The 19,098-nt window shown below is 43.3% G+C and carries 17 protein-coding genes; 8 read left to right on the top strand and 9 right to left on the bottom strand.

Annotated features, from left to right (window positions below; all coding sequences use genetic code 11):
- Positions 1-94 precede the first annotated feature (94 nt).
- The 4 genes from L1D21_RS08670 to L1D21_RS08655 all read left to right on the top strand — a co-directional run bounded on the left by L1D21_RS08670 (position 95) and on the right by L1D21_RS08655 (position 4,793).
- Entirely contained in the window at positions 95-3,139 is a 3,045-nt protein-coding gene (locus tag L1D21_RS08670; protein WP_239844834.1) for an FAD-binding and (Fe-S)-binding domain-containing protein, read from the top strand.
- A gap of 5 nt (positions 3,140-3,144) precedes the next feature.
- Positions 3,145-3,585: a DUF1285 domain-containing protein gene (locus L1D21_RS08665; protein WP_239844833.1), complete on the top strand. Its 441-nt coding sequence runs from the start codon at positions 3,145-3,147 to the stop codon at positions 3,583-3,585.
- 54 nt (positions 3,586-3,639) lie between these two features.
- The gene (locus tag L1D21_RS08660) at positions 3,640-4,146 is read left to right on the top strand and encodes an N-acetyltransferase (RefSeq protein WP_239844832.1); all 507 of its coding nucleotides are present in this window, start codon (positions 3,640-3,642) and stop codon (positions 4,144-4,146) included.
- A 230-nt stretch (positions 4,147-4,376) separates the two neighbouring features.
- Positions 4,377-4,793 carry a MarR family transcriptional regulator gene (locus L1D21_RS08655; protein WP_239844831.1) on the top strand — a complete coding sequence of 139 codons (417 nt, stop codon included), beginning with the start codon at positions 4,377-4,379 and terminating at the stop codon, positions 4,791-4,793.
- Positions 4,794-4,899: 106 nt separating this feature from the next.
- Here the strand turns inward: L1D21_RS08655 and L1D21_RS08650 are convergent, their stop codons facing one another.
- Both L1D21_RS08650 and L1D21_RS08645 read right to left on the bottom strand, forming a co-directional pair.
- On the bottom strand, positions 4,900-5,241 hold the full coding sequence (locus L1D21_RS08650; protein WP_239844830.1) for a hypothetical protein: 342 nt from the start codon (positions 5,239-5,241) through the stop codon (positions 4,900-4,902).
- A gap of 292 nt (positions 5,242-5,533) precedes the next feature.
- Positions 5,534-6,559, bottom strand: a complete 1,026-nt coding sequence (locus L1D21_RS08645; RefSeq protein ID WP_239844829.1) for a Glu/Leu/Phe/Val dehydrogenase dimerization domain-containing protein — start codon at positions 6,557-6,559, stop codon at positions 5,534-5,536.
- A 261-nt stretch (positions 6,560-6,820) separates the two neighbouring features.
- On the opposite strand from L1D21_RS08645, the gene L1D21_RS08640 reads away from it, so the two are divergent.
- On the top strand, positions 6,821-7,270 hold the full coding sequence (locus L1D21_RS08640; RefSeq protein ID WP_239844828.1) for a DUF4826 family protein: 450 nt from the start codon (positions 6,821-6,823) through the stop codon (positions 7,268-7,270).
- Between the two features lie 180 nt (positions 7,271-7,450).
- Here the strand turns inward: L1D21_RS08640 and L1D21_RS08635 are convergent, their stop codons facing one another.
- The 6 genes from L1D21_RS08635 to rluE form a co-directional block, all read right to left on the bottom strand.
- Positions 7,451-8,578: a cupin domain-containing protein gene (locus L1D21_RS08635; protein WP_239844827.1), complete on the bottom strand. Its 1,128-nt coding sequence runs from the start codon at positions 8,576-8,578 to the stop codon at positions 7,451-7,453.
- A gap of 108 nt (positions 8,579-8,686) precedes the next feature.
- Positions 8,687-10,057 carry an adenylosuccinate lyase gene (gene purB, locus L1D21_RS08630; RefSeq protein WP_239844826.1) on the bottom strand — a complete coding sequence of 457 codons (1,371 nt, stop codon included), beginning with the start codon at positions 10,055-10,057 and terminating at the stop codon, positions 8,687-8,689.
- Between the two features lie 32 nt (positions 10,058-10,089).
- Positions 10,090-10,707, bottom strand: a complete 618-nt coding sequence (hflD, locus tag L1D21_RS08625) for a high frequency lysogenization protein HflD (protein WP_239844825.1) — start codon at positions 10,705-10,707, stop codon at positions 10,090-10,092.
- Positions 10,708-10,726: 19 nt separating this feature from the next.
- A complete protein-coding gene (gene mnmA / locus L1D21_RS08620; RefSeq protein WP_239844824.1) occupies positions 10,727-11,842 on the bottom strand; it encodes a tRNA 2-thiouridine(34) synthase MnmA in 1,116 nt (371 codons plus the stop codon).
- Between the two features lie 169 nt (positions 11,843-12,011).
- Positions 12,012-12,461, bottom strand: a complete 450-nt coding sequence (locus L1D21_RS08615) for an NUDIX hydrolase (protein ID WP_239844823.1) — start codon at positions 12,459-12,461, stop codon at positions 12,012-12,014.
- 38 nt (positions 12,462-12,499) lie between these two features.
- Entirely contained in the window at positions 12,500-13,210 is a 711-nt protein-coding gene (gene rluE / locus L1D21_RS08610) for a 23S rRNA pseudouridine(2457) synthase RluE (RefSeq protein ID WP_239844822.1), read from the bottom strand.
- Between the two features lie 342 nt (positions 13,211-13,552).
- Between rluE and L1D21_RS08605 the strand changes: the two genes are divergently transcribed.
- Positions 13,553-15,775 carry an NADP-dependent isocitrate dehydrogenase gene (locus L1D21_RS08605; protein WP_239844821.1) on the top strand — a complete coding sequence of 741 codons (2,223 nt, stop codon included), beginning with the start codon at positions 13,553-13,555 and terminating at the stop codon, positions 15,773-15,775.
- A 99-nt stretch (positions 15,776-15,874) separates the two neighbouring features.
- Here the strand turns inward: L1D21_RS08605 and cspD are convergent, their stop codons facing one another.
- On the bottom strand, positions 15,875-16,081 hold the full coding sequence (cspD, locus tag L1D21_RS08600) for a cold shock domain-containing protein CspD (protein WP_239844820.1): 207 nt from the start codon (positions 16,079-16,081) through the stop codon (positions 15,875-15,877).
- Positions 16,082-16,326: 245 nt separating this feature from the next.
- Here cspD and clpS point away from each other — a divergent pair, with 245 nt between their 5' ends.
- Positions 16,327-16,635: an ATP-dependent Clp protease adapter ClpS gene (gene clpS / locus L1D21_RS08595; protein ID WP_239844819.1), complete on the top strand. Its 309-nt coding sequence runs from the start codon at positions 16,327-16,329 to the stop codon at positions 16,633-16,635.
- Positions 16,636-16,669: 34 nt separating this feature from the next.
- Positions 16,670-18,925: an ATP-dependent Clp protease ATP-binding subunit ClpA gene (gene clpA / locus L1D21_RS08590; protein WP_239844818.1), complete on the top strand. Its 2,256-nt coding sequence runs from the start codon at positions 16,670-16,672 to the stop codon at positions 18,923-18,925.
- The last annotated feature ends 173 nt before the right edge of the window (positions 18,926-19,098 follow it).

The raw sequence follows: 19,098 nt of genomic DNA, 5'->3' as shown, positions 1-19,098 counted from the left end.
GAAAAGAATTTGTTAATTGACAGAAGCCGCTTTTTAGCGGCTTTTTTTTGTTTATAATGGCTCAACAATTTTTTAACCATAATAGACATAATCCATGCTTCCAAAGTTATCTCATCAACAAATGCTTGAGCCAGTGTACTTCGATTTTCTTGGTGCTTTGGCAGCCAGTGGCTTTACTGGTGATATCGATAAACGCTATAGCGCACGTTTAGCTCAGGCAACCGATAACTCTGTCTATCAATTCTTACCCCAAGCCGTGTTATATCCACGCAATCAAACTGATGTACGGATTGTGCTAAAACTCGCGGCTAAACCCGAATTTGAAAAAGTGGTCTTTAGTGCCCGTGGCGGCGGAACTGGTACCAATGGTCAGGCGCTGACCCATGGTTTAGTGCTAGATCTGTCGCGCTACATGAATCGGGTGCTTGAGGTGAATGCCGAAGAGGGTTGGGTAAGAGTCGAAGCCGGTGTCATTAAAGATGCCCTCAACGATGTGCTTCGTCCATATGGTTACTTTTTTAGTCCGGATCTTTCGACCTCTAATCGCGCTACGCTTGGCGGTATGATCAACACCGATGCTTCTGGCGCAGGCTCGCTAGTGTATGGAAAAACCTCAGATCATGTACTTGAGTTAACCAGCGTGCTGTATGACGGCAGTGTGTTAGAAACTAAGTCATTAAATCAGGCTGCACTGAGTGAACTTGAGCAGATAGAGTCGCTAACATTGGGCGACATTCTACAGCGAGAAATTGCTAAGTTGACTCGCGAACATCGCGACGAAGTCGAAGCTCGTTTCCCTAAACTCAACCGTTTTTTGACCGGTTATGATCTGAAAAATGTTTGGAATGAATCACTAGATCAATTCAACTTGTCGCGCATTATCACTGGCTCTGAGGGAACATTAGCAGTTGTCACAGAAGCCAAGCTGGATATCACTAAGCTGCCGACAACTCGCATGATGGTGAATATCAAGTACGACTCATTTCAATCAGCATTGCGTCATGCACCAGACTTAGTTAAAGCCAATGCGACTGTGGTTGAGACTATCGACTCAAAAGTACTTAACCTCGCCAAGCAAGATATTATCTGGCATTCGGTTTCATCTTTGATTGAAGAAGTGCCTGGCAGCGTTATCGACGGTTTGAATATGGTCGAGTTTGCCGGAGAGACTGAAGAAGTTGAGCAAAAATTACAGCATCTTTGTGCCATGCTCGATGCGCAAGTTGCTGCCCAGCAAGCAGGTTTGCTTGGCTATCAAGTGACGGCCGATAAAACATCAATCAATACCATTTACGCGATGCGTAAAAAAGCGGTGGGATTACTAGGAGCCACCAAAGGCAGTCGTAAACCTATCGCTTTTGCCGAAGATACCGCAGTGCCACCAGAGAAACTGGCCGATTATATTATGGAGTTTAGAGCGTTACTCGATAGCCATCAGCTGCAATACGGTATGTTTGGTCACGTCGATGCAGGGGTTTTGCATGTACGTCCAGCACTGGATATGTGTGATCCCAATGATGAGCGTTTACTAAAAACCGTATCGGATCAAGTGGCGGCATTAACCCTTAAATACGGTGGCCTGATGTGGGGTGAGCACGGAAAAGGCGTGCGTGGTGAATATGGCCCCTCGGTATTTGGTGACAAACTATTTGGTATTCTTGAAGATGTTAAATGGCTATTTGATCCGCTGAATAAACTTAATCCGGGTAAGCTGGTGGCACCAAGAGATGGTGGACCATTAAAGTACAATGTTGATAGTACCAAGCGTGGTGCATTCGATCGTCAGATCCCAGTGAATACCCGTGAAGCCTTTCCCGATGTAATGAACTGTAATGGCAACGGTCTTTGTTTCAATTACAGTGTGTATTCACCTATGTGTCCTTCATTTAAAGTTACTGGCGATCGAGTACAATCACCAAAAGGCCGTGCAGGCTTGATGCGTGAATGGTTACGTTTATTGGAGTCGGAAGGGGTAGACGTTGAAGCCTTAGCTAAGGCAAAACCACTAGGCTTACTACAACGTACCCAAAACACCTTAAAGAAAGATAAAGAGTACGACTATTCTCACGAGGTAATGGAGTCGCTCAAGGGCTGTTTAGCTTGTAAGGCGTGTACTTCTCAGTGCCCAGTTAAAGTAGATGTGCCTAAGTTTAGGGCGCAGTTCTTTAATATTTATTATCAGCGCTACTTACGCCCAGTGAAAGATTACCTAGTGGCAGGCATCGAAGATTCATTGCCATTAATGGCGATGATGCCGCGAGTGACCAATGCTGTTTCACAAAACAAGCTTAGCCAATGGGTGATCAAACAATCCTTAGGTTATGTGGATGCGCCGGCTTTATCTGTGCCTACTTTGAAACAGCGCTTAGAAAATCATAGTTGTCGTGGATATGATCTATCAGCATTGCAGCAAATCCCTGTTGAATCACGAGATCAGTATGTCTTAGTGGTACAAGATCCTTTTAACAGTTTTTACGAAGCCGACACGGTTTATCATCTGATATTACTGATCGAAAAACTGGGCTTTAAACCGGTACTTCTGCCATTTAAACCTAACGGCAAACCTATTCATATCAAGGGCTTCCTTGATAAATTTGCCAAAACGGCGAAGTCGAGTGCTGATTTTTTAAATCAAGTGTTTGCCCTTAATATGCCGCTGATCGGTGTCGATCCTGCGATGGTGCTTTGTTATCGCGATGAATATAAAGAAGTCTTAGGCGATGAGCGTGGTGAGTTTCACGTGCAAGTTGTCAACGAATGGCTATTGAAAGTGATTGAACAACGGGATGACTTGCCAAGCGGTGACACGCAGTTTACTTGGTTTAGTCATTGTACAGAGTCTACCGCTAAGCCTAATACCGCCAAAGAGTGGCAAACTATTTTCGCCAAGTTTGGAGCAACCTTAAATACGGTAAACCTAGGCTGTTGTGGTATGGCGGGAACCTATGGTCACGAAAGTGAAAACCAGCAACGTTCGAAAGCACTGTTTGAGATGTCTTGGGAGCAAGCTATCAAGCAATTACCAGCAGAGCAGATCTTGGTTTCGGGCTATTCTTGTCGCAGTCAAGTGAAACGCTTTGGTGGCTTTAAGCCTAAACATCCGGTGCAAGCTTTATTGGCTTTGCTTGGTAATGAGTGATCACTATGGCAGAAACTAGCGGGGCACAATCACAGTTACATAAGTTAACCCAAGGGGTTAGCTTATGTGATGACGAGCCGCTGTTTGTTATCGATAATCAGGGTAATTGGTTTTATAAGGATGAGCCGTTACCCGATAAGTTTTGCCGCTTATTTGCTTCAATTTTATATGCCGTCGATGGTCAATATTTTCTTATCACTCCGGTTGAGAAAGTCATTGTTAGCGTTGCTGCTTTTCCGCTGCTGATTGTCGACTATGAATTCGATTCAAAAGGACAGTTGGTGCTGACCACTTCAATTGGCACGTATTTTACTGTTGAGAGTGAACAGCATTTTACTGTTGATGAACAAGATATTTTTGTTAGTTTGGATAAAGGGTTATCGGCAAAACTAGGACGAGCGTGTTATTACCGTTTTATTGAACAATTTCTATTAAAGCAAGACTAGTTCTCGTTACTCACTTAGCCAATTTACTAAGTTAACCTTTTCAGGAAAATCCCATTGAGCATTCTAATTCGCAAAGAAACTGCTAGTGACATCGAAGCAATTAATGATGTCACTATTGCCGCATTTATGACTGCACCACATACAGATCATACTGAGCAATTTATTGTTAATGCCTTGCGTCATTCAGGCGCTTTATCAATCTCCTTGGTTGCGCAAAAAGGGGAAAACATTATTGGGCATGTGGCAGTGTCTCTAGTTTCAATTTCTGATGGCTCTGAAAACTGGTATGGGTTAGGGCCTATTTCTGTGGTGCCCAGTGAGCAAGGTCATGGCGTAGGTAGTCAATTGATGGATACTGCTTTAGCCGAATTGAAACGTTTAAATGCACAGGGTTGTGTGCTGTTAGGTGACCTACAATACTATCAGCGTTTTGGTTTTAAACCATTGGAGCAGCTGATTTTAGCAGGTGTTCCAATGGAGTATTTTCAAGCTCTTGTGCTAAAAGGAAAACAGCCTCGCGGCGAAGTGACTTATCACAGTGCTTTTACAGCAACGGCGTAATTTGCCGATTTTATATTTAAGTTTCATAGGATCCTATTATAAGTTTGCTGCTTTATTTCTATTGATACCTTAAATTTCTGAGCAAAATGCGACCTATCATTGTGTTTTATGCTAAGCCTTTCTTTCTCAATATGAATCGCTTTACTCGTTAAATTTTGTTGATTGTTTCTCTAGTTTCTTCAGAAGCAAGTGGTAGTATTAATTAAAGCCACTGTTTTTGGAGGTGTCGATTGAAGCATTATGAGAGTTTGGGATACTTGGTATCTCACCTTAATATCGAACTGCAAAAAGCGTTAGATGAGCAGCTAAAGCGCTATGATTTAGATATTAAATTATGGCCTGTGTTGTTTGCCCTGTGGCAAGAGGAGGGGATCACACAAACAGAGCTTTCAAAGCGCTGTGATGTGGCTAACTACACCATGACCAGACTGTTAGATCAGTTGCAAGTTCAAGGATTGATCACCCGTCATCAAGAAGCCGATAATCGTCGCGCTTTTCAAATATTTCTTACAGACAACGCTAAAGCATTAGAACAGGATTTGACCCGCGAAGCGGAGCGAGTCAATGAACGTTTTCTAGCCAACCTAAATGAGCAAGAGTCACAGGATTTTATTCGTCTGTTGAACAAGATTAATCGCCTAAGTTAATGGTAGATAAGGTTTCATGGTGTTTTAACGTGTAGATGGTCGACGAAAATTAGTCTTTAGAATTAACGGTTTAGTAGAAATTAACCAATTTATTCAAATATTTAATCTAAATGATCAATAATCCTAAAGAGGCTAATGCACTTAAGCAAACAACACCATATAACCATTGGCGGCTTTGTAGCAGGTTAGCATTTCCTTGTTTGATACTAGTTATCAATCGATTTTGTTTATAAATACGGCAGATCATCTGTTCGCTGTTGGGGTCGATAAACAGTTGGAATTTGCAGGGGATGCCATTGCGAAGCTGAACTTGATGTTCGCTTTTGGGACCAAAATTAAGTTTACGCGATACGCGTTTACCATTAACAAAGACCTGCTCTAATCCACACCAGTCACTTGCCTTTAGCTCAACTAAATCCTGATTAAAGTCATGTTTGAAGCAGATCATTTTAGTGTCCACACTCTGATATCGGGGATTTAATTCAAGCAGAGGAATATGACATTTTCCAGTATGGTTTTATGAAATATTGGTGTTTTCAATTTATGTTGTTGCTAGTAAAAAGAAAATTATTTTTACATTGGTGATATGACTTAAGTTTGTGCAAGCGAGTAGTAATATTTTTGTGTAACCAATTGAAATACAACTTTAAATCAACCTTGTTTATGATATGAAAAAGCCACCGTGTTTTAACGGTGGCTTTTAAAATAATGAGCTTTAGTCTTTGTTATCAGAGACTATTTTAGCCGTTGATAATAGCTCTAGCTAACTCATCTGCGACGGAAGCCGTCGTGCGGTTTTGCTCATCTGAAAGGGTGAATACTTTCAGTAAGGTGTTGTAGATCTCTTCAACTTTTGCGGTAGATTTCTGAGCATCATAATCTTTCTCAAATGAGACGTTAATGATACCGCCTGCGTTGATCACATAATCTGGCGCATACAGAATACCCAACTCTTTTAGCTTCTCTCCATGACGCGCTTCGGCTAACTGATTGTTGGCACAACCGGCAACGATGCTAGCTTTTAGTAATGGAATAGTGGTGTCATTAATCGTGGCGCCTAAAGCACAAGGGGCATAGACATCGACATCTTGATGGTAGATATCTTGAGGAGCCACAATAATAGCACCAAATTCAGTTGCAACTTTATCTAGAGATGCCTGATGAATGTCGGTGACGATAAGTTCAGCGCCTTCAGCATGTAGGTGACGACATAGGTAGTAGCCTACATGGCCTACACCTTGAACAGCGATCTTAAGACCTTTAAGGCTATCGATACCACGCTGATGCTTAACTGCGGCTTTAATCCCTAAGTAAGTACCTAGTGCAGTGAAAGGAGATGGGTCGCCGCTTTTGCCTTCAAGACCAGCTACGTAAGGCGTTTCTTGGTGGGCGATCATAATATCGCTAGTTGAAACCCCAACATCTTCAGCAGAATAGTATTTACCGCCTAATGTATTAATACAGCGTCCAAAGGCTCTAAAGAGCGCTTCACGGTTTTCTGTTTTAGGATCGGCAATGATCACAGACTTTCCGCCACCCATAGCAAGGCCTGCTAATGCATTCTTGTATGTCATACCACGTGACAGTCGTAATACGTCGGTTAAAGCCTCATCATCCGATTCATAGTTCCACATTCTACAGCCACCAACAGCAGGCCCCAGATTGGTGTTATGGATTGCGATAATTGCACGCAAACCACTTTCTTTATCATGACAAAATACAACTTGTTCGTGATCGTCAAATGAGATGTGATTAAATACTGCCACTTTGAGAGTTCTCCGCTTGGGAATTAAAACATCGAATAACAATTTGCCTTTCGATGGAGTGTGATATTTATTGCAGAACGATAGCATTTAGCGATACTCTCGACAAAGTAAGAAACCGCTTTTATTTGTGATTTATGTGGCAATTTTGCTTTCCACTTTACGTCAACGTAAAGTTTTTGGTTTGCTATGCTGCCAAATCATTGTTTTAAATGATTTTGGGCTTATATAGATTGCAGAATAATTATAAGAATAGGAAGTAGTATGTCAGAACAAGTAGCCGATCAAACGCAAACTTTATCGCCAGAAGAGATTGAAGCACGCACTCAAGTGTGGATAAGAGAGCATTTCCAGAAGGCGAATCGCTTTTTAGCTGAGAAAGGGGTGATCCCTGAACGTGTTATTGCCGAAGAGAGTCGTTATCTCGCGCCATTTTTAGCGATTTGGAAACTAGAGTCTAAGCAGCCTAAATCGCAAACCTTCTGGGTGATGTCTGGTGACCTTCCTACCGATTATGTCGATGTTAGTGTGGCAGCAACCGCTCGTGATGCCATTCGCCATTTTTCAATGATGTGGCAACTTAAAGCTGAAAACTTGATGAAATCAGGTGCAACTCAAGATCCGACACAGGCTAAGTTTGCCCAACTGTTGGTTTCCCGTGCTGAGAGCCTATTTCAAATTCATAACGATGAAAAGTTATGGAAAGAATCATAATCGAACCCTTAGGTTATCCTATAAAATGCCGCTTTAATTAAGCGGCATTTTTGTTTTTGAAGTTTATGCTTTTGAGGCAAGGTAAGTGACAACAAATATCTTCGTGGTTATACCAATCAGCATAAAGATGTGATCGCTGAGTAGAGCACTTTCTTATAATACCGTTTGGAATTTTTCTGTTTAAGCCAAATAGGCATAGCCGCGATTAAGCATCCACAGGAAGTAGTCACATATTTCAGTTTGCTGACACAATTCGAGTGCGCTAGTACTGTCAAAGCTAATTTGGTTGGCAAGTTGTGTCAGTAATTCAGCTTGGCAACTACCTAATGAGTAACTTTCACCATTGATGAATAAGCGTTGCTGTTGATCGGCTTCAATTTGAATTACCTTTAATCCGCCAATACGAAGTAGCTCAGCCCCTTCTTCTAAAGCGCTAATGAGTTCAGCTTTATGGTAGTCTTGCTGAGGTTCACATAGGTCAAGCTCAAAACGGTTTTGACTGAGTAAGTGCCCTAAAACATTTTGATAGTGCTCTGGCTGGGTCAATAATGTCTGCAATAAATCCATCATGCCTTGCTGCTGATCTATGGTGAGTAATCCAGAGGCATTGGGCTCTTGTTGAGATGTGAATCGGGTTAAGCCGCTATTGGTATCGATAAGGTGATCGGCAATACTGCTGAGTAACTCTTGCTGACTGGGAGCGCGAAAACCAATCGAGTAGCTTAAAGCCGTTTCTAAGGTCTCGCCGCGGTGAGGAAATCCCGGTGGGATATATAACATGTCACCGGCTTCAAGTATCACGTCAATAATGGGCTCAAAGTCATCAATCAGTGACGTATGAGTATCTCCTCCACGGGGAGAATATTGTCCTTTAGCGCCGACTTTCCAACGTCGTTTACCTTCACCTTGTAGCAAGAAAACATCATAGTTATCTATATGGGGGCCCACTCCACCGCCGGGAGTGGCAAATGACACCATTAAGTCATCGAAACGCCAGTCGGGGATAAAGCGAAAAGCGTCAACTAGCGGCTGTGAATCGGGATACCAGTGATTTACCGCCTGAACCAAGAGTTGCCAATTATCTTCGCCAAAGGGTGAATAATCTTCGATAGGCCCTTGAATGATCTCCCAGTTACCTTGTTTGGTTAGTACGATACGTGATGCGATCTCTTCTTCGCAGGCCAAGCCTGCAAGTTCTTCTGGGCTGATAGGGTCTTGGAAGTGTTTAAAGGCGGCCTTAATCACTAGAGGCTGTTTCTGCCAGTGCTGTTGTAAAAAAGCTTGTGGATCGAAGTTAACTGTATACATGAAAGGTTAAACCCAGATTGTGGTGCGTAAATGTGAGCAGTATAAGCTAAATAAAAAAGGCGGTAAGCATAATGCTCACCGCCTTTTTTAAATATCAGTCGATAATGATCACTTTAGCTCATCAACAAAGGCTTCTGCACGGCCGATGTAGTTAGCAGGCGTCATTTTTTTCAGTTCAACTTTAACTTCAGCTGGAAGCTCAAGATTATCGATGAACTGGGCAAGTTGCTCACCATCAATACGCTTACCGCGAGTTAGCTCTTTAAGTTTCTCGTACGGCTTTTCAATACCATAACGACGCATAACTGTTTGTACAGGCTCAGCAAGTACTTCCCAGTTTTGATCTAGCTCTTCACGTAGGTGAGCTTCGTTAACTTCTAACTTGCTGATCCCTTTTAGCGTGGCTTGGTATGCGATTAACGCGTGTGCCATACCCACACCTAAGTTACGTAGAACGGTAGAGTCAGTTAGGTCGCGCTGCCAACGAGATACAGGTAGCTTAGCCGCAAGGTGTTGCATCAATGCGTTTGCAATACCCAAGTTACCTTCAGAGTTTTCGAAATCGATTGGGTTAACCTTGTGTGGCATGGTTGATGAACCAATTTCACCAGCAATGGTTTTTTGCTTGAAGTGACCTAGGGCGATGTAACCCCAGATATCACGGTCGAAGTCGATTAAAACAGTATTGAAACGAGCAACGGCATCAAATAACTCAGCGATGTAATCGTGTGGTTCAATTTGAGTGGTGTACGGGTTCCAGTTTAGGCCTAGGCTAGTCACGAAGCGTTGTGACAGAGTATGCCAGTCAACTTCTGGATAAGCAGATAGGTGAGCGTTGTAGTTACCAACCGCGCCGTTAATCTTACCCATAATTTCCACAGCTTGAATTTGCTTAAGTTGACGTTCTAGACGAACTGCCACGTTAGCCATCTCTTTACCTAAAGTGGAAGGTGAAGCAGGTTGACCGTGAGTACGTGACATAAGTGGAACTGACTTGTATTCAGCCGCTAACTTCTTAATACCATCAAGGATTTGTTGGCAGTAAGGCACTAATACTTGCTCGCGAGCATCTGTCAGCATTAAACCGTGTGACAGGTTGTTGATATCTTCAGAAGTACAAGCAAAGTGTACAAATTCATCGATGGCAACCAGTTCGGCGTTATCGGCGATTTTTTCTTTGATGAAATATTCAACCGCTTTAACGTCGTGATTGGTGGTTGCTTCAATGGTTTTAACGCGTAACGCGTCTTCTTCATTGAAGTTGTCTTTGATCTGGTCGAGTAGGGCTAATGCCGCTTCGCTAAAAGGTGGAACTTCTTTAATTTCTGGACAGCTAGAAAGTAGCTTTAGCCAGTTAATTTCGACTTGAACACGGTATTTGGTCAGGCCGTACTCGCTGAAAATCCCTCGTAATGAGGCGGTTTTACTACCATAACGACCGTCTACCGGAGAGATAGCAGTTAGTGCGGAAAGTTCCATCAGAAGCTCCTTTATGAACTTAGATTAATTATTTATAGGGTAAGGCTTTTATTTGCTATATCGACAATTGCTTTTCTAGAGAAGACAAGGTGTCTACGCTTGCCTCCTAATTGGCGCCATAATACTGCGCTACGCATAGCGGCGAGCAGTAAGGCGCGAATTCTTTGTTGAACCAACGGCTGCTTCAAAAACTCAGGGTTGCCTGAGATCTGAATTTTAGGGCCTATATCGCTGATAATGTCGCTATAAATACCAGCGAAATTAGCGACAACTTGATCATCGGTGATCGAGAAGTGATGCAGTTGACGATGCACCTGATTAATACGTTCTGCTAACATGCCCATGGCATTTGAAGAGCGAGAGAGTTTGCGCTCAAGGGCGAGAATACCAATCAGGTAGCGGGTTATTTCAACATCTTTTTGTTTGTCATCGCCCAGTTGGTTGATGATCAGTTGATAGCCGCTTCTGAGAACGATTTTGTCAGCATACACATCGCTAGTACTGTCAGGGTTAGTGACTAAGATGGTATTGAGGCAGGCCGCCAAGGCGTCATTATCGCCTTGCCCATGACGGGCAACACGCTGTACTTGGGCAATTGCCTGCAAGATGCCGGCAAATGCCATGGTTCTGTCAAAGATTGCTTGGCTCACGTATTTTCTCTTCTTCTGTTTACGATTTGATCAGTGAGTCTATGATGCCGCCGCCAAGGCAGACTTCACCATCGTAGAACACTGCAGATTGGCCTGGCGTAACGGCTGCAACAGGGTCTGTAAACATCACTTTAATGCGGTCTTCACCATCATAGGAAAGGGTACAAGCCACATCGCGTTGTCGATAACGGGTTTTTACAGTGATGTTTGCACCGTCTGCTGGGCCTTTGCGATCAACCCAATGTAGTTGGTCGGCATAAAATCCGCTGGACATCAGGCGTGGGTGGTTGCCGCCTTGACCGACAACCAGTACGTTACGTTCAAGATCTTTGTCTACCACATACCAAGGATCGTCATTGCTATTCTTCATGCCGCCAATGCCAAGGCCTTTGCGTTGGCCAAGAGTGTGGTACATCAAACCTTGATGTTCACCGATCACTTCGCCGTCAGCGGTTTCAATCTTACCGGGCTGAGCGGGCAAGAAGGTTTGTAAGAAGTCGGTAAACTTGCGCTCGCCGATAAAACAGATACCTGTGCTGTCTTTTTTATCGTGAGTAATAAGCCCCATCTCTTTGGCTATTTCACGCACTTCGCTTTTCTCTAACTCGCCAACGGGAAATAGAGAACGCGACACCTGTTCATGGCTTAAGGTATAGAGGAAGTAGCTTTGATCTTTATTGCTATCGACACCTCGAAGCATTTGGCTTTGACCTGAGGCATCGCTGCGGCGTACATAATGGCCCATTGCGATATAGTCGGCATCTAAGATCTCATCGGCAAACTCTAAGAAGGCTTTAAATTTGATCTCTTTGTTGCACATGATGTCTGGGTTTGGCGTGCGTCCCGCTTTATATTCTGCCAAAAAATATTCGAACACATTGTCCCAATATTCGGCGGCGAAATTAACGGTGTGCAACGTGATACCTAATTTGTCGCAAACGGCTTGTGCATCTTTTAAGTCTTCAGCTGCGGCGCAATACTCGTCGGTATCGTCTTCTTCCCAGTTTTTCATGAACAGGCCTTCAACTTGATAGCCTTGTTTCATTAGTAGATATGCAGAAACAGATGAGTCAACACCGCCAGACATACCGACGATGACTTTTTTACCGTTTGGATTGGGTTCGATTAGTGCCATAGATCCTGAAAACCATTAAAAATTATGTTGCTACGACAAGACATTAGGCATTGATTATGTCGCTTATAGCGACATTCTTGCTCAACTTGTTAATTAAGGAGCATAAAATGCGCCTATAACACCTTATCTGCGGGGGCGTATTCTATCACGCATTATGCGCGGTAGCTAACTAGAGAAATTGACAATTAACTATCTCTGGCGAAAATTGTTTTCCCTGTAGCTGATCTTCAATGCATTGCAGCACTAATGGGCTTCTAAGTTGTGATTTTAGTGTACGAATTTCAGTGATTGATAACCATACGGCTCGGTTAATAGCTTGGTCTTGAGGCTCTGTATCGAGCTGTTGTTCGAGTTGGCAGAAATAGGTGAAGCGTAAGAAAGCCAGTTCGCTATTAGCTTGAAATTGATAGATACCGATTAGCGACTCAGGCTCGACGGTTAATCCGGTTTCTTCACGGACTTCTCTTTTGCAGGCATTGATAAGTGATTCATTGGCTTCGAGGTGTCCTGCAGGTTGGTTATACTTGAGCTCACCGTCAATCAGCTCTTCAACCATTAAATATTTATCTTGGCTGCGAATGACACATGCCACGGTAACGTTGGGTTTATAGCGATGCATATTGGTTCCTTAAGGCTGTGAACCACCAAATTTATTGCTCAAAAATTTGCAGTGGATGACTTATCTGAAACCACCCGATATTCGCCATTGGCAATATCATCTAGGCTCCATTGTCCTATTTTATAACGAATTAATCTGAGTGTTGGGTAACCCACATGAGCAGTCATTCGACGTACCTGGCGATTACGCCCTTCACAAATTTCAATTTGTAGCCAGGTGGTTGGGATATTTTGTCGCTCTCGTATCGGCGGATTTCTTGGCCAAATTACAGGCGATTCGATAATTTCAACTTTGGCAGGTAAGGTAAAACCATCTTTTAACTCAATGCCTTGGCGTAGTGAGGCTAAAGCGGATTCACTCGGCTGACCTTCAACTTGCACCCAGTAAGTTTTAAAGGTTTTTTTGTTTGGCTGGGTTATTTTTGCTTGTAATTGACCGTCGTTGGTTAATAAGAGTAAACCTTCACTGTCGCGGTCTAAACGGCCTGCGGCATAAACATCTTTGATTGGAATAAAGTCTTTTAAGGTTTGTCTACCTTGTTCATCGGTGAACTGACATAGCACATCAAAAGGTTTATTAAACAAGACAATGATGGGCTTTTCTGCTCGTGGCTTTGTGGTTTTTCTTGCAGGACGACGAGCTGAGTGTTTGGGATTACCCTGTGATTGGGTTTTCGAACTCTTGCTACGATGAGTCGCTGCAGCAGGACGGGAATATGAGGTTGATTTTTTAGGTTTCGATACGCTCACAAGGCCAGTTTCTAAGGTCATTTATTGGATATAACACATTGTACTTGGCATTCGCCCTTAGTGGAATTTGAATATTACTGGGAATGATTTATGATGTCGTCCATAAAAATGTGATCGATAGCAAAACGTAATTAGTTTTTGAGATGTTAGATGCGGGTTGTATTGCATTGATTTTGAATTCATAAGTGATGGTGGCATTGAGCGATTTAATCACTTTTCAACCTCTGTATTTGCATACCTCTAGGTCATTTCACTCTACAAAAAATGCGATTTACTCGCAGATATAATTAGAAAAATAATCAGATTCATTAACGCTTTATTATACAAAACGTAGGACATACAATGAACGACAATCCAACGATTATCTATACTGAAACCGACGAAGCTCCAGCTCTAGCGACCCTATCTTTACTTCCGATTATTAAAAACTTTACTGCCGCTGCAGGTGTCGGTGTTGAAACCCGTGATATTTCACTTTCTGGGCGTATTATTGCTAATTTCCCTGACTTTCTGACTGCTGAACAACAAATTTCTGATGCCCTAGCTGAGCTAGGCGAGTTGGCGACTAAGCCAGAAGCTAACATTATTAAACTTCCAAATATCAGTGCATCTATTCCACAGTTAAAAGCTTGTATTAAAGAGCTTCAAGCCAAAGGCTATGCGCTTCCAGATTATCCTGATGAGCCAACGACTGATACCGAAGTTGACGTGAAATCACGTTACGACAAGATTAAAGGTAGTGCGGTAAACCCGGTTTTACGTGAAGGTAATTCAGATCGCCGTGCACCAACGTCTGTTAAAAATTATGCAAAGAAAAACCCACATTCAATGGGTGCATGGAGTAGAGAGTCAAAGTCTCACGTCTCTCATATGGATAACGGTGATTTTTATGGTTCAGAGCAATCGGTAACCTTTGCTGAAGCCACTCAAATTGATATCGTTTTTGAAGCAAAAGACGGTACAAGCAAGACATTAAAGTCGGCACTGGATCTGCAAGCGGGTGAAGTGATCGATGCTGCGACAATGAGTAATAAGGCGTTAGTTTCCTATTTTGAGCGTGAAATCGCTGCAGCTAAAGATGAAGACGTATTACTTTCTCTGCATCTTAAAGCGACCATGATGAAGGTGTCAGACCCGATTTTATTTGGTCATGCAGTTAAGGTTTTCTATAAAGAACTCTTTGCTAAACATGGTGAACTATTTGAACAGTTAGGCGTTGATGTTAACAACGGTTTTGGTGATGTGTATGCCAAAATTGCTAGTCTACCAGCAGAGCAAAAAGCTGCAATCGAAGCTGACATCGCTGCTATTTATGCCCAGCGTCCAGCATTAGCTATGGTTGATTCTGATCGTGGTATCACTAACTTACATGTTCCAAGCGACGTGATCATCGATGCTTCTATGCCTGCGGCTATCCGCTCATCTGGTCAAATGTGGGGCCCCGATGGTCAGCTGAAAGATACCAAAGCACTTATCCCAGATCGTTGTTATGCCGGTGTTTACCAAGAAACGATTCAGTTCTGTAAAGAGAATGGCGCTTTCGATCCAACCACTATGGGAAGCGTACCTAATGTGGGCTTAATGGCGCAAAAAGCTGAAGAGTACGGTAGCCACGATAAGACCTTCGAAATCGCTGCCGATGGTGTGGTGAAAGTGGTTGATGCAGCTGGTAATGTGTTATTGAGCCATGATGTGGAAGCTGGTGATATTTGGAGAATGTGCCAGGTTAAAGACGCGCCTATCCGTGATTGGGTAAAATTAGCCGTTAACCGTTCGCGTTTATCAGCGACGCCAGCCGTATTTTGGCTTGATGCCGAGCGTGCACACGATGCTCAGCTTATCGCTAAGGTCAAACAATATCTGCCTGAGCATGACACCAGCGGTCTTGAAATTTATATCATGTCGCCAGTGGAAGCAACTCGCTTCTCACTACAGCGTATTAAAGCAGGTTTAGATACCATCTCTGTCACAGGTAACGTGTTACGTGATTACCTGACAGATTTGTTCCCTATTTTAGAATTGGGTACCAGTGCTAAGATGCTTTCGATCGTACCATTAATGAGCGGCGGTGGATTATTTGAAACCGGTGCTGGTGGTAGTGCGCCTAAGCACGTACAGCAGGTTGAAAAAGAAGGGCACTTGCGTTGGGACTCACTAGGTGAATTCTTGGCTCTAGGCGCTTCTCTTGAGCATCTAAGTCAAAACTACAATAACCCTAAAGCTCAAGTCTTGGCCGATGCGTTAGATATTGCGATTGGACAGTTCTTAGATGAAAACCGCTCACCATCACGTCGCGTTGGTGAACTCGATAACCGTGGTAGCCACTTCTATTTAGCGATGTACTGGGCTCAAGCGTTGACTGCGCAAGATAGCGATCAAGAGCTAAAAGCTTATTTTGCTCCATTGGCCGCAGCGATGAGCGAAAATGAGGCTAAGATTGTCGCTGAATTAAATGGTGCTCAAGGTAGTGCGGTTGATTTAGGCGGTTACTACCGTTTAGATGCTGCTAAAGCAGCAACAGCGATGCGCCCGAGTGCAACGTTAAATGCGTTAATAGGCCAATGATGAAGTTGGAAACGGAGAGAGTTTACTTGCTCCGTTTCCGATGAATATCAGCCAATAAAAAAGGCAGGGGAAACCCTGCCTTTTTTGTTTTCACGCCTACTATTTTGTAGGAGATATCGCTGACGCGTGCATCCCTTTTGGCCCTTCTTCTACTTCAAATTGAACTGGTTGGCCTGCTTTTAGAGTTCGATAGCCTTCCATTTCAATGGTAGAATAATGTGCGAAAACGTCTTCACCACCAGCTTCAGGGCAGATAAACCCGAATCCTTTGGCGTTGTTGAACCATTTAACAGTTCCGTTTGCCATACTTCCACTTCCTTCTGTTGTTTACTGACCAGTAAGATAGTAAAACTAAACTGACTGGGATAATTCACCACTCAGTAAACAGAATGTAACCAGTAAAAGTGGATGTCAAGCGTAACTTAACAATGCGGCAACATTTTTGATAAAAAATATGATCAATTGCGTTATTGAACCCCTGACTGGTATGTTTGGATAAAGAGAAAAATCAACATTTGGTAGAAGCCAAAACTAGAGGCTAATATTTAAAGATGGGCAAAACAGGCAATATAGAACGTGTTGAAGAAAGAGTTGAATCAGAGATCGCTCCGCCTTCAATGTATAAAGTAATTTTAAACAACGATGACTACACCCCAATGGATTTTGTCATTGAGGTATTACAACTTTTTTTCAAAAAAAATGAGCAAGAAGCGACAGATATCATGTTAGCGATCCATCATAAAGGCAAAGGAGTCTGTGGTATTTTTCCTTTTGGTATTGCTGAAACCAAGGTTGCTCAGGTAAATCAATTTGCAAGACAAAACCAACATCCGTTACTGTGTTCTTTAGAGAAAGCCTGAATCTCAACATGTAGTGATTAATTTAGGGGGTGCTATGTTAAATAAAGATCTAGAGGTCACCTTAAATCTGGCATTTCAACAAGCCAGAGACGCTCGCCATGAGTATATGACCGTTGAGCATCTGCTATTAGCGTTAATTGATAATCCAGCAGCGCAAGAGGCATTACTCGCTTGTGGGGCTAATCTCGATAGACTTCGTCAAGATGTGGCGAGTTTTATTGAGCAGACCACACCGATTATTAGCGATCCTAATGATGAGCGAGAGACCCAACCTACCTTAGGCTTTCAGCGCGTACTGCAGCGGGCAGTGTTTCATGTGCAATCTTCCGGTCGCAATGAAGTGACTGGCGCCAATGTGCTGGTGGCTATTTTTAGTGAGCAAGAATCACAAGCGGTTTATTTGCTGCGTAATGGCGAGATCACCCGCTTAGATATCGTTAATTATATTTCTCACGGAGTGGGCAGAGACGAGATTGATGAAGCGCAAGAGACTGAGCAGATAGAGGATAATAGTGAGGCTGAGGAGCGTAGTAAGCTATCGCAATTTACTTCGAATCTGAATGAAGAAGCCCGCAATGGCAATATTGACCCATTGATTGGCCGCAGCGATGAAATTGAGCGTGCGATACAGATCCTCTGTCGTCGTCGTAAAAACAACCCTTTATTAGTCGGTGAAGCTGGTGTAGGTAAAACGGCTATCGCTGAAGGCTTGGCTTATCGCATCGTCAACGAAGAAGTGCCAGAGGTGATGGAAACCGCTACGGTTTATTCACTCGATTTAGGCGCGCTACTGGCGGGCACTAAATACCGTGGTGACTTTGAAAAGCGTTTCAAAAGCCTGCTAAAAGAGTTAGCTAAAGATAAGCATGCCATTTTATTTATTGATGAGATCCATACCATCATTGGGGCTGGGGCTGCATCTGGTGGGGTGATGGATGCATCTAATCTGCTTAAGCCATTGTTATCGAGTGGTAATTTACGTTGTATGGGCTCAACCACTTTCCAAGAATACCAAAGCATTTTTGAAAAAGACCGTGCCTTAGCAAGACGCTTTCAAAAGATTGATGTTAATGAGCCTTCGGTTGCCGAAACGACTAAAATTTTGCAAGGCTTGAAGTCAAAATATGAAGAGCATCATGGCGTGCGTTATACCTTAGCTGCGCTTGGTGTGGCAGCCAAATTGTCGGATAAGCATATTAATGACCGCCATCTTCCCGATAAAGCTATCGATGTTATCGATGAGGCTGGGGCGAGAATGGCGATGCTACCGGCGAGTAAACGTAAAAAAACCATTGGTCAGAGTGAAATTGAGGCGATTATTGCCAAGATGGCACGTATTCCAGAGAAAACCGTGTCTGCCACCGATAAAGATATGCTGAAGAATCTTGAGCGTAATCTGAAGATGGTGGTCTTTGGTCAAGATAAAGCTATCGAGGCCCTTAGCTCGGCGATACGCTTATCTCGCAGTGGTTTGAGCGGTGATGCTAAGCCGGTGGGGAGTTTCTTGTTTGCAGGCCCTACGGGTGTTGGTAAAACTGAGGTGACCAGCCAGTTAGCTTCGTGCCTAGGGTTAAATTTGGTTCGGTTTGATATGTCCGAATACATGGAGAGCCATACGGTATCACGTCTTATCGGTGCGCCTCCAGGTTATGTTGGCTACGACCAAGGTGGTTTGTTAACCGACGCTGTGATCAAAAATCCACATTGTGTGGTGCTGCTCGATGAAATTGAGAAAGCCCATCCCGATGTGTACAACTTGCTGTTGCAGGTAATGGATCACGGTACATTAACAGATAACAATGGCCGTAAAGCCGACTTTAGACATGTGACTTTGGTGATGACTACCAATGCGGGTGTGCAAGAGACGGTGCGTAAATCGATTGGTTTTAAGCAGCAAGATCATAGTCAAGATGCGCTGTCGGAAATCAACCGTGTGTTCTCTCCTGAATTCAGAAACCGTCTTGATGAGATCATTTGGTTCAATCACCTCGATATGACAGTGATTGCTAAAGTGGTCGACAAGTTCTTGGTTGAATTACAGGCGCAGTTGGACGATAAGGCCGTAGTGCTTGATGTGAGTGATGAAGCCAGAACCTTGCTTGCAGAGAAGGGGTACGATAAGGCGATGGGCGCACGTCCAATGGCACGTGTTGTGACTGAGCTTATCAAGCGGCCGCTAGCCGATGAAATCTTATTTGGTAAGCTAGAGAAGGGCGGTACGGCTCACGTCGATGCCGAAGGTGATAAAATTACCATTAATGTTGAACGCCCTGAAAAAGTGACAAGTTAGTCACAGGGTAAATTAACAGGCTGCAATTGCAGCCTTTTTTGTGGCTTCTGCCCCGTCCTAAATAGCGTTGAATGGCCTCATAAGGGAATAACCATTTCATCATGCATTCCCTTTGAGTTCATTGCTAAAAATACGCTGAGTAGATCACTTTCTTAGACTGATTGGGATAATAA

The sequence above is a fragment of the Shewanella sp. Isolate11 genome, from assembly GCF_022398315.1.
Taxonomy (GTDB): Bacteria; Pseudomonadota; Gammaproteobacteria; order Enterobacterales; family Shewanellaceae; genus Shewanella.
This window is presented reverse-complemented; position numbering and strand designations above follow the sequence as displayed.

What these genes read in the sequence shown, in the direction of transcription:
- L1D21_RS08665 (WP_239844833.1), top strand. Translation starts at nt 3,145, where the DNA reads ATGGCAGAAACTAGCGGGGCACAATCACAGTTACATAAGTTAACCCAA.
- purB (WP_239844826.1), bottom strand. Translation starts at nt 10,057, where the DNA reads ATGGAACTTTCCGCACTAACTGCTATCTCTCCGGTAGACGGTCGTTAT.
- mnmA (WP_239844824.1), bottom strand. Translation starts at nt 11,842, where the DNA reads ATGGCACTAATCGAACCCAATCCAAACGGTAAAAAAGTCATCGTCGGT.
- L1D21_RS08640 (WP_239844828.1), top strand. Translation starts at nt 6,821, where the DNA reads ATGTCAGAACAAGTAGCCGATCAAACGCAAACTTTATCGCCAGAAGAG.
- L1D21_RS08605 (WP_239844821.1), top strand. Translation starts at nt 13,553, where the DNA reads ATGAACGACAATCCAACGATTATCTATACTGAAACCGACGAAGCTCCA.
- L1D21_RS08650 (WP_239844830.1), bottom strand. Translation starts at nt 5,241, where the DNA reads ATGATCTGCTTCAAACATGACTTTAATCAGGATTTAGTTGAGCTAAAG.
- L1D21_RS08615 (WP_239844823.1), bottom strand. Translation starts at nt 12,461, where the DNA reads ATGCATCGCTATAAACCCAACGTTACCGTGGCATGTGTCATTCGCAGC.
- L1D21_RS08670 (WP_239844834.1), top strand. Translation starts at nt 95, where the DNA reads ATGCTTCCAAAGTTATCTCATCAACAAATGCTTGAGCCAGTGTACTTC.
- clpA (WP_239844818.1), top strand. Translation starts at nt 16,670, where the DNA reads ATGTTAAATAAAGATCTAGAGGTCACCTTAAATCTGGCATTTCAACAA.
- L1D21_RS08635 (WP_239844827.1), bottom strand. Translation starts at nt 8,578, where the DNA reads ATGTATACAGTTAACTTCGATCCACAAGCTTTTTTACAACAGCACTGG.
- cspD (WP_239844820.1), bottom strand. Translation starts at nt 16,081, where the DNA reads ATGGCAAACGGAACTGTTAAATGGTTCAACAACGCCAAAGGATTCGGG.
- clpS (WP_239844819.1), top strand. Translation starts at nt 16,327, where the DNA reads ATGGGCAAAACAGGCAATATAGAACGTGTTGAAGAAAGAGTTGAATCA.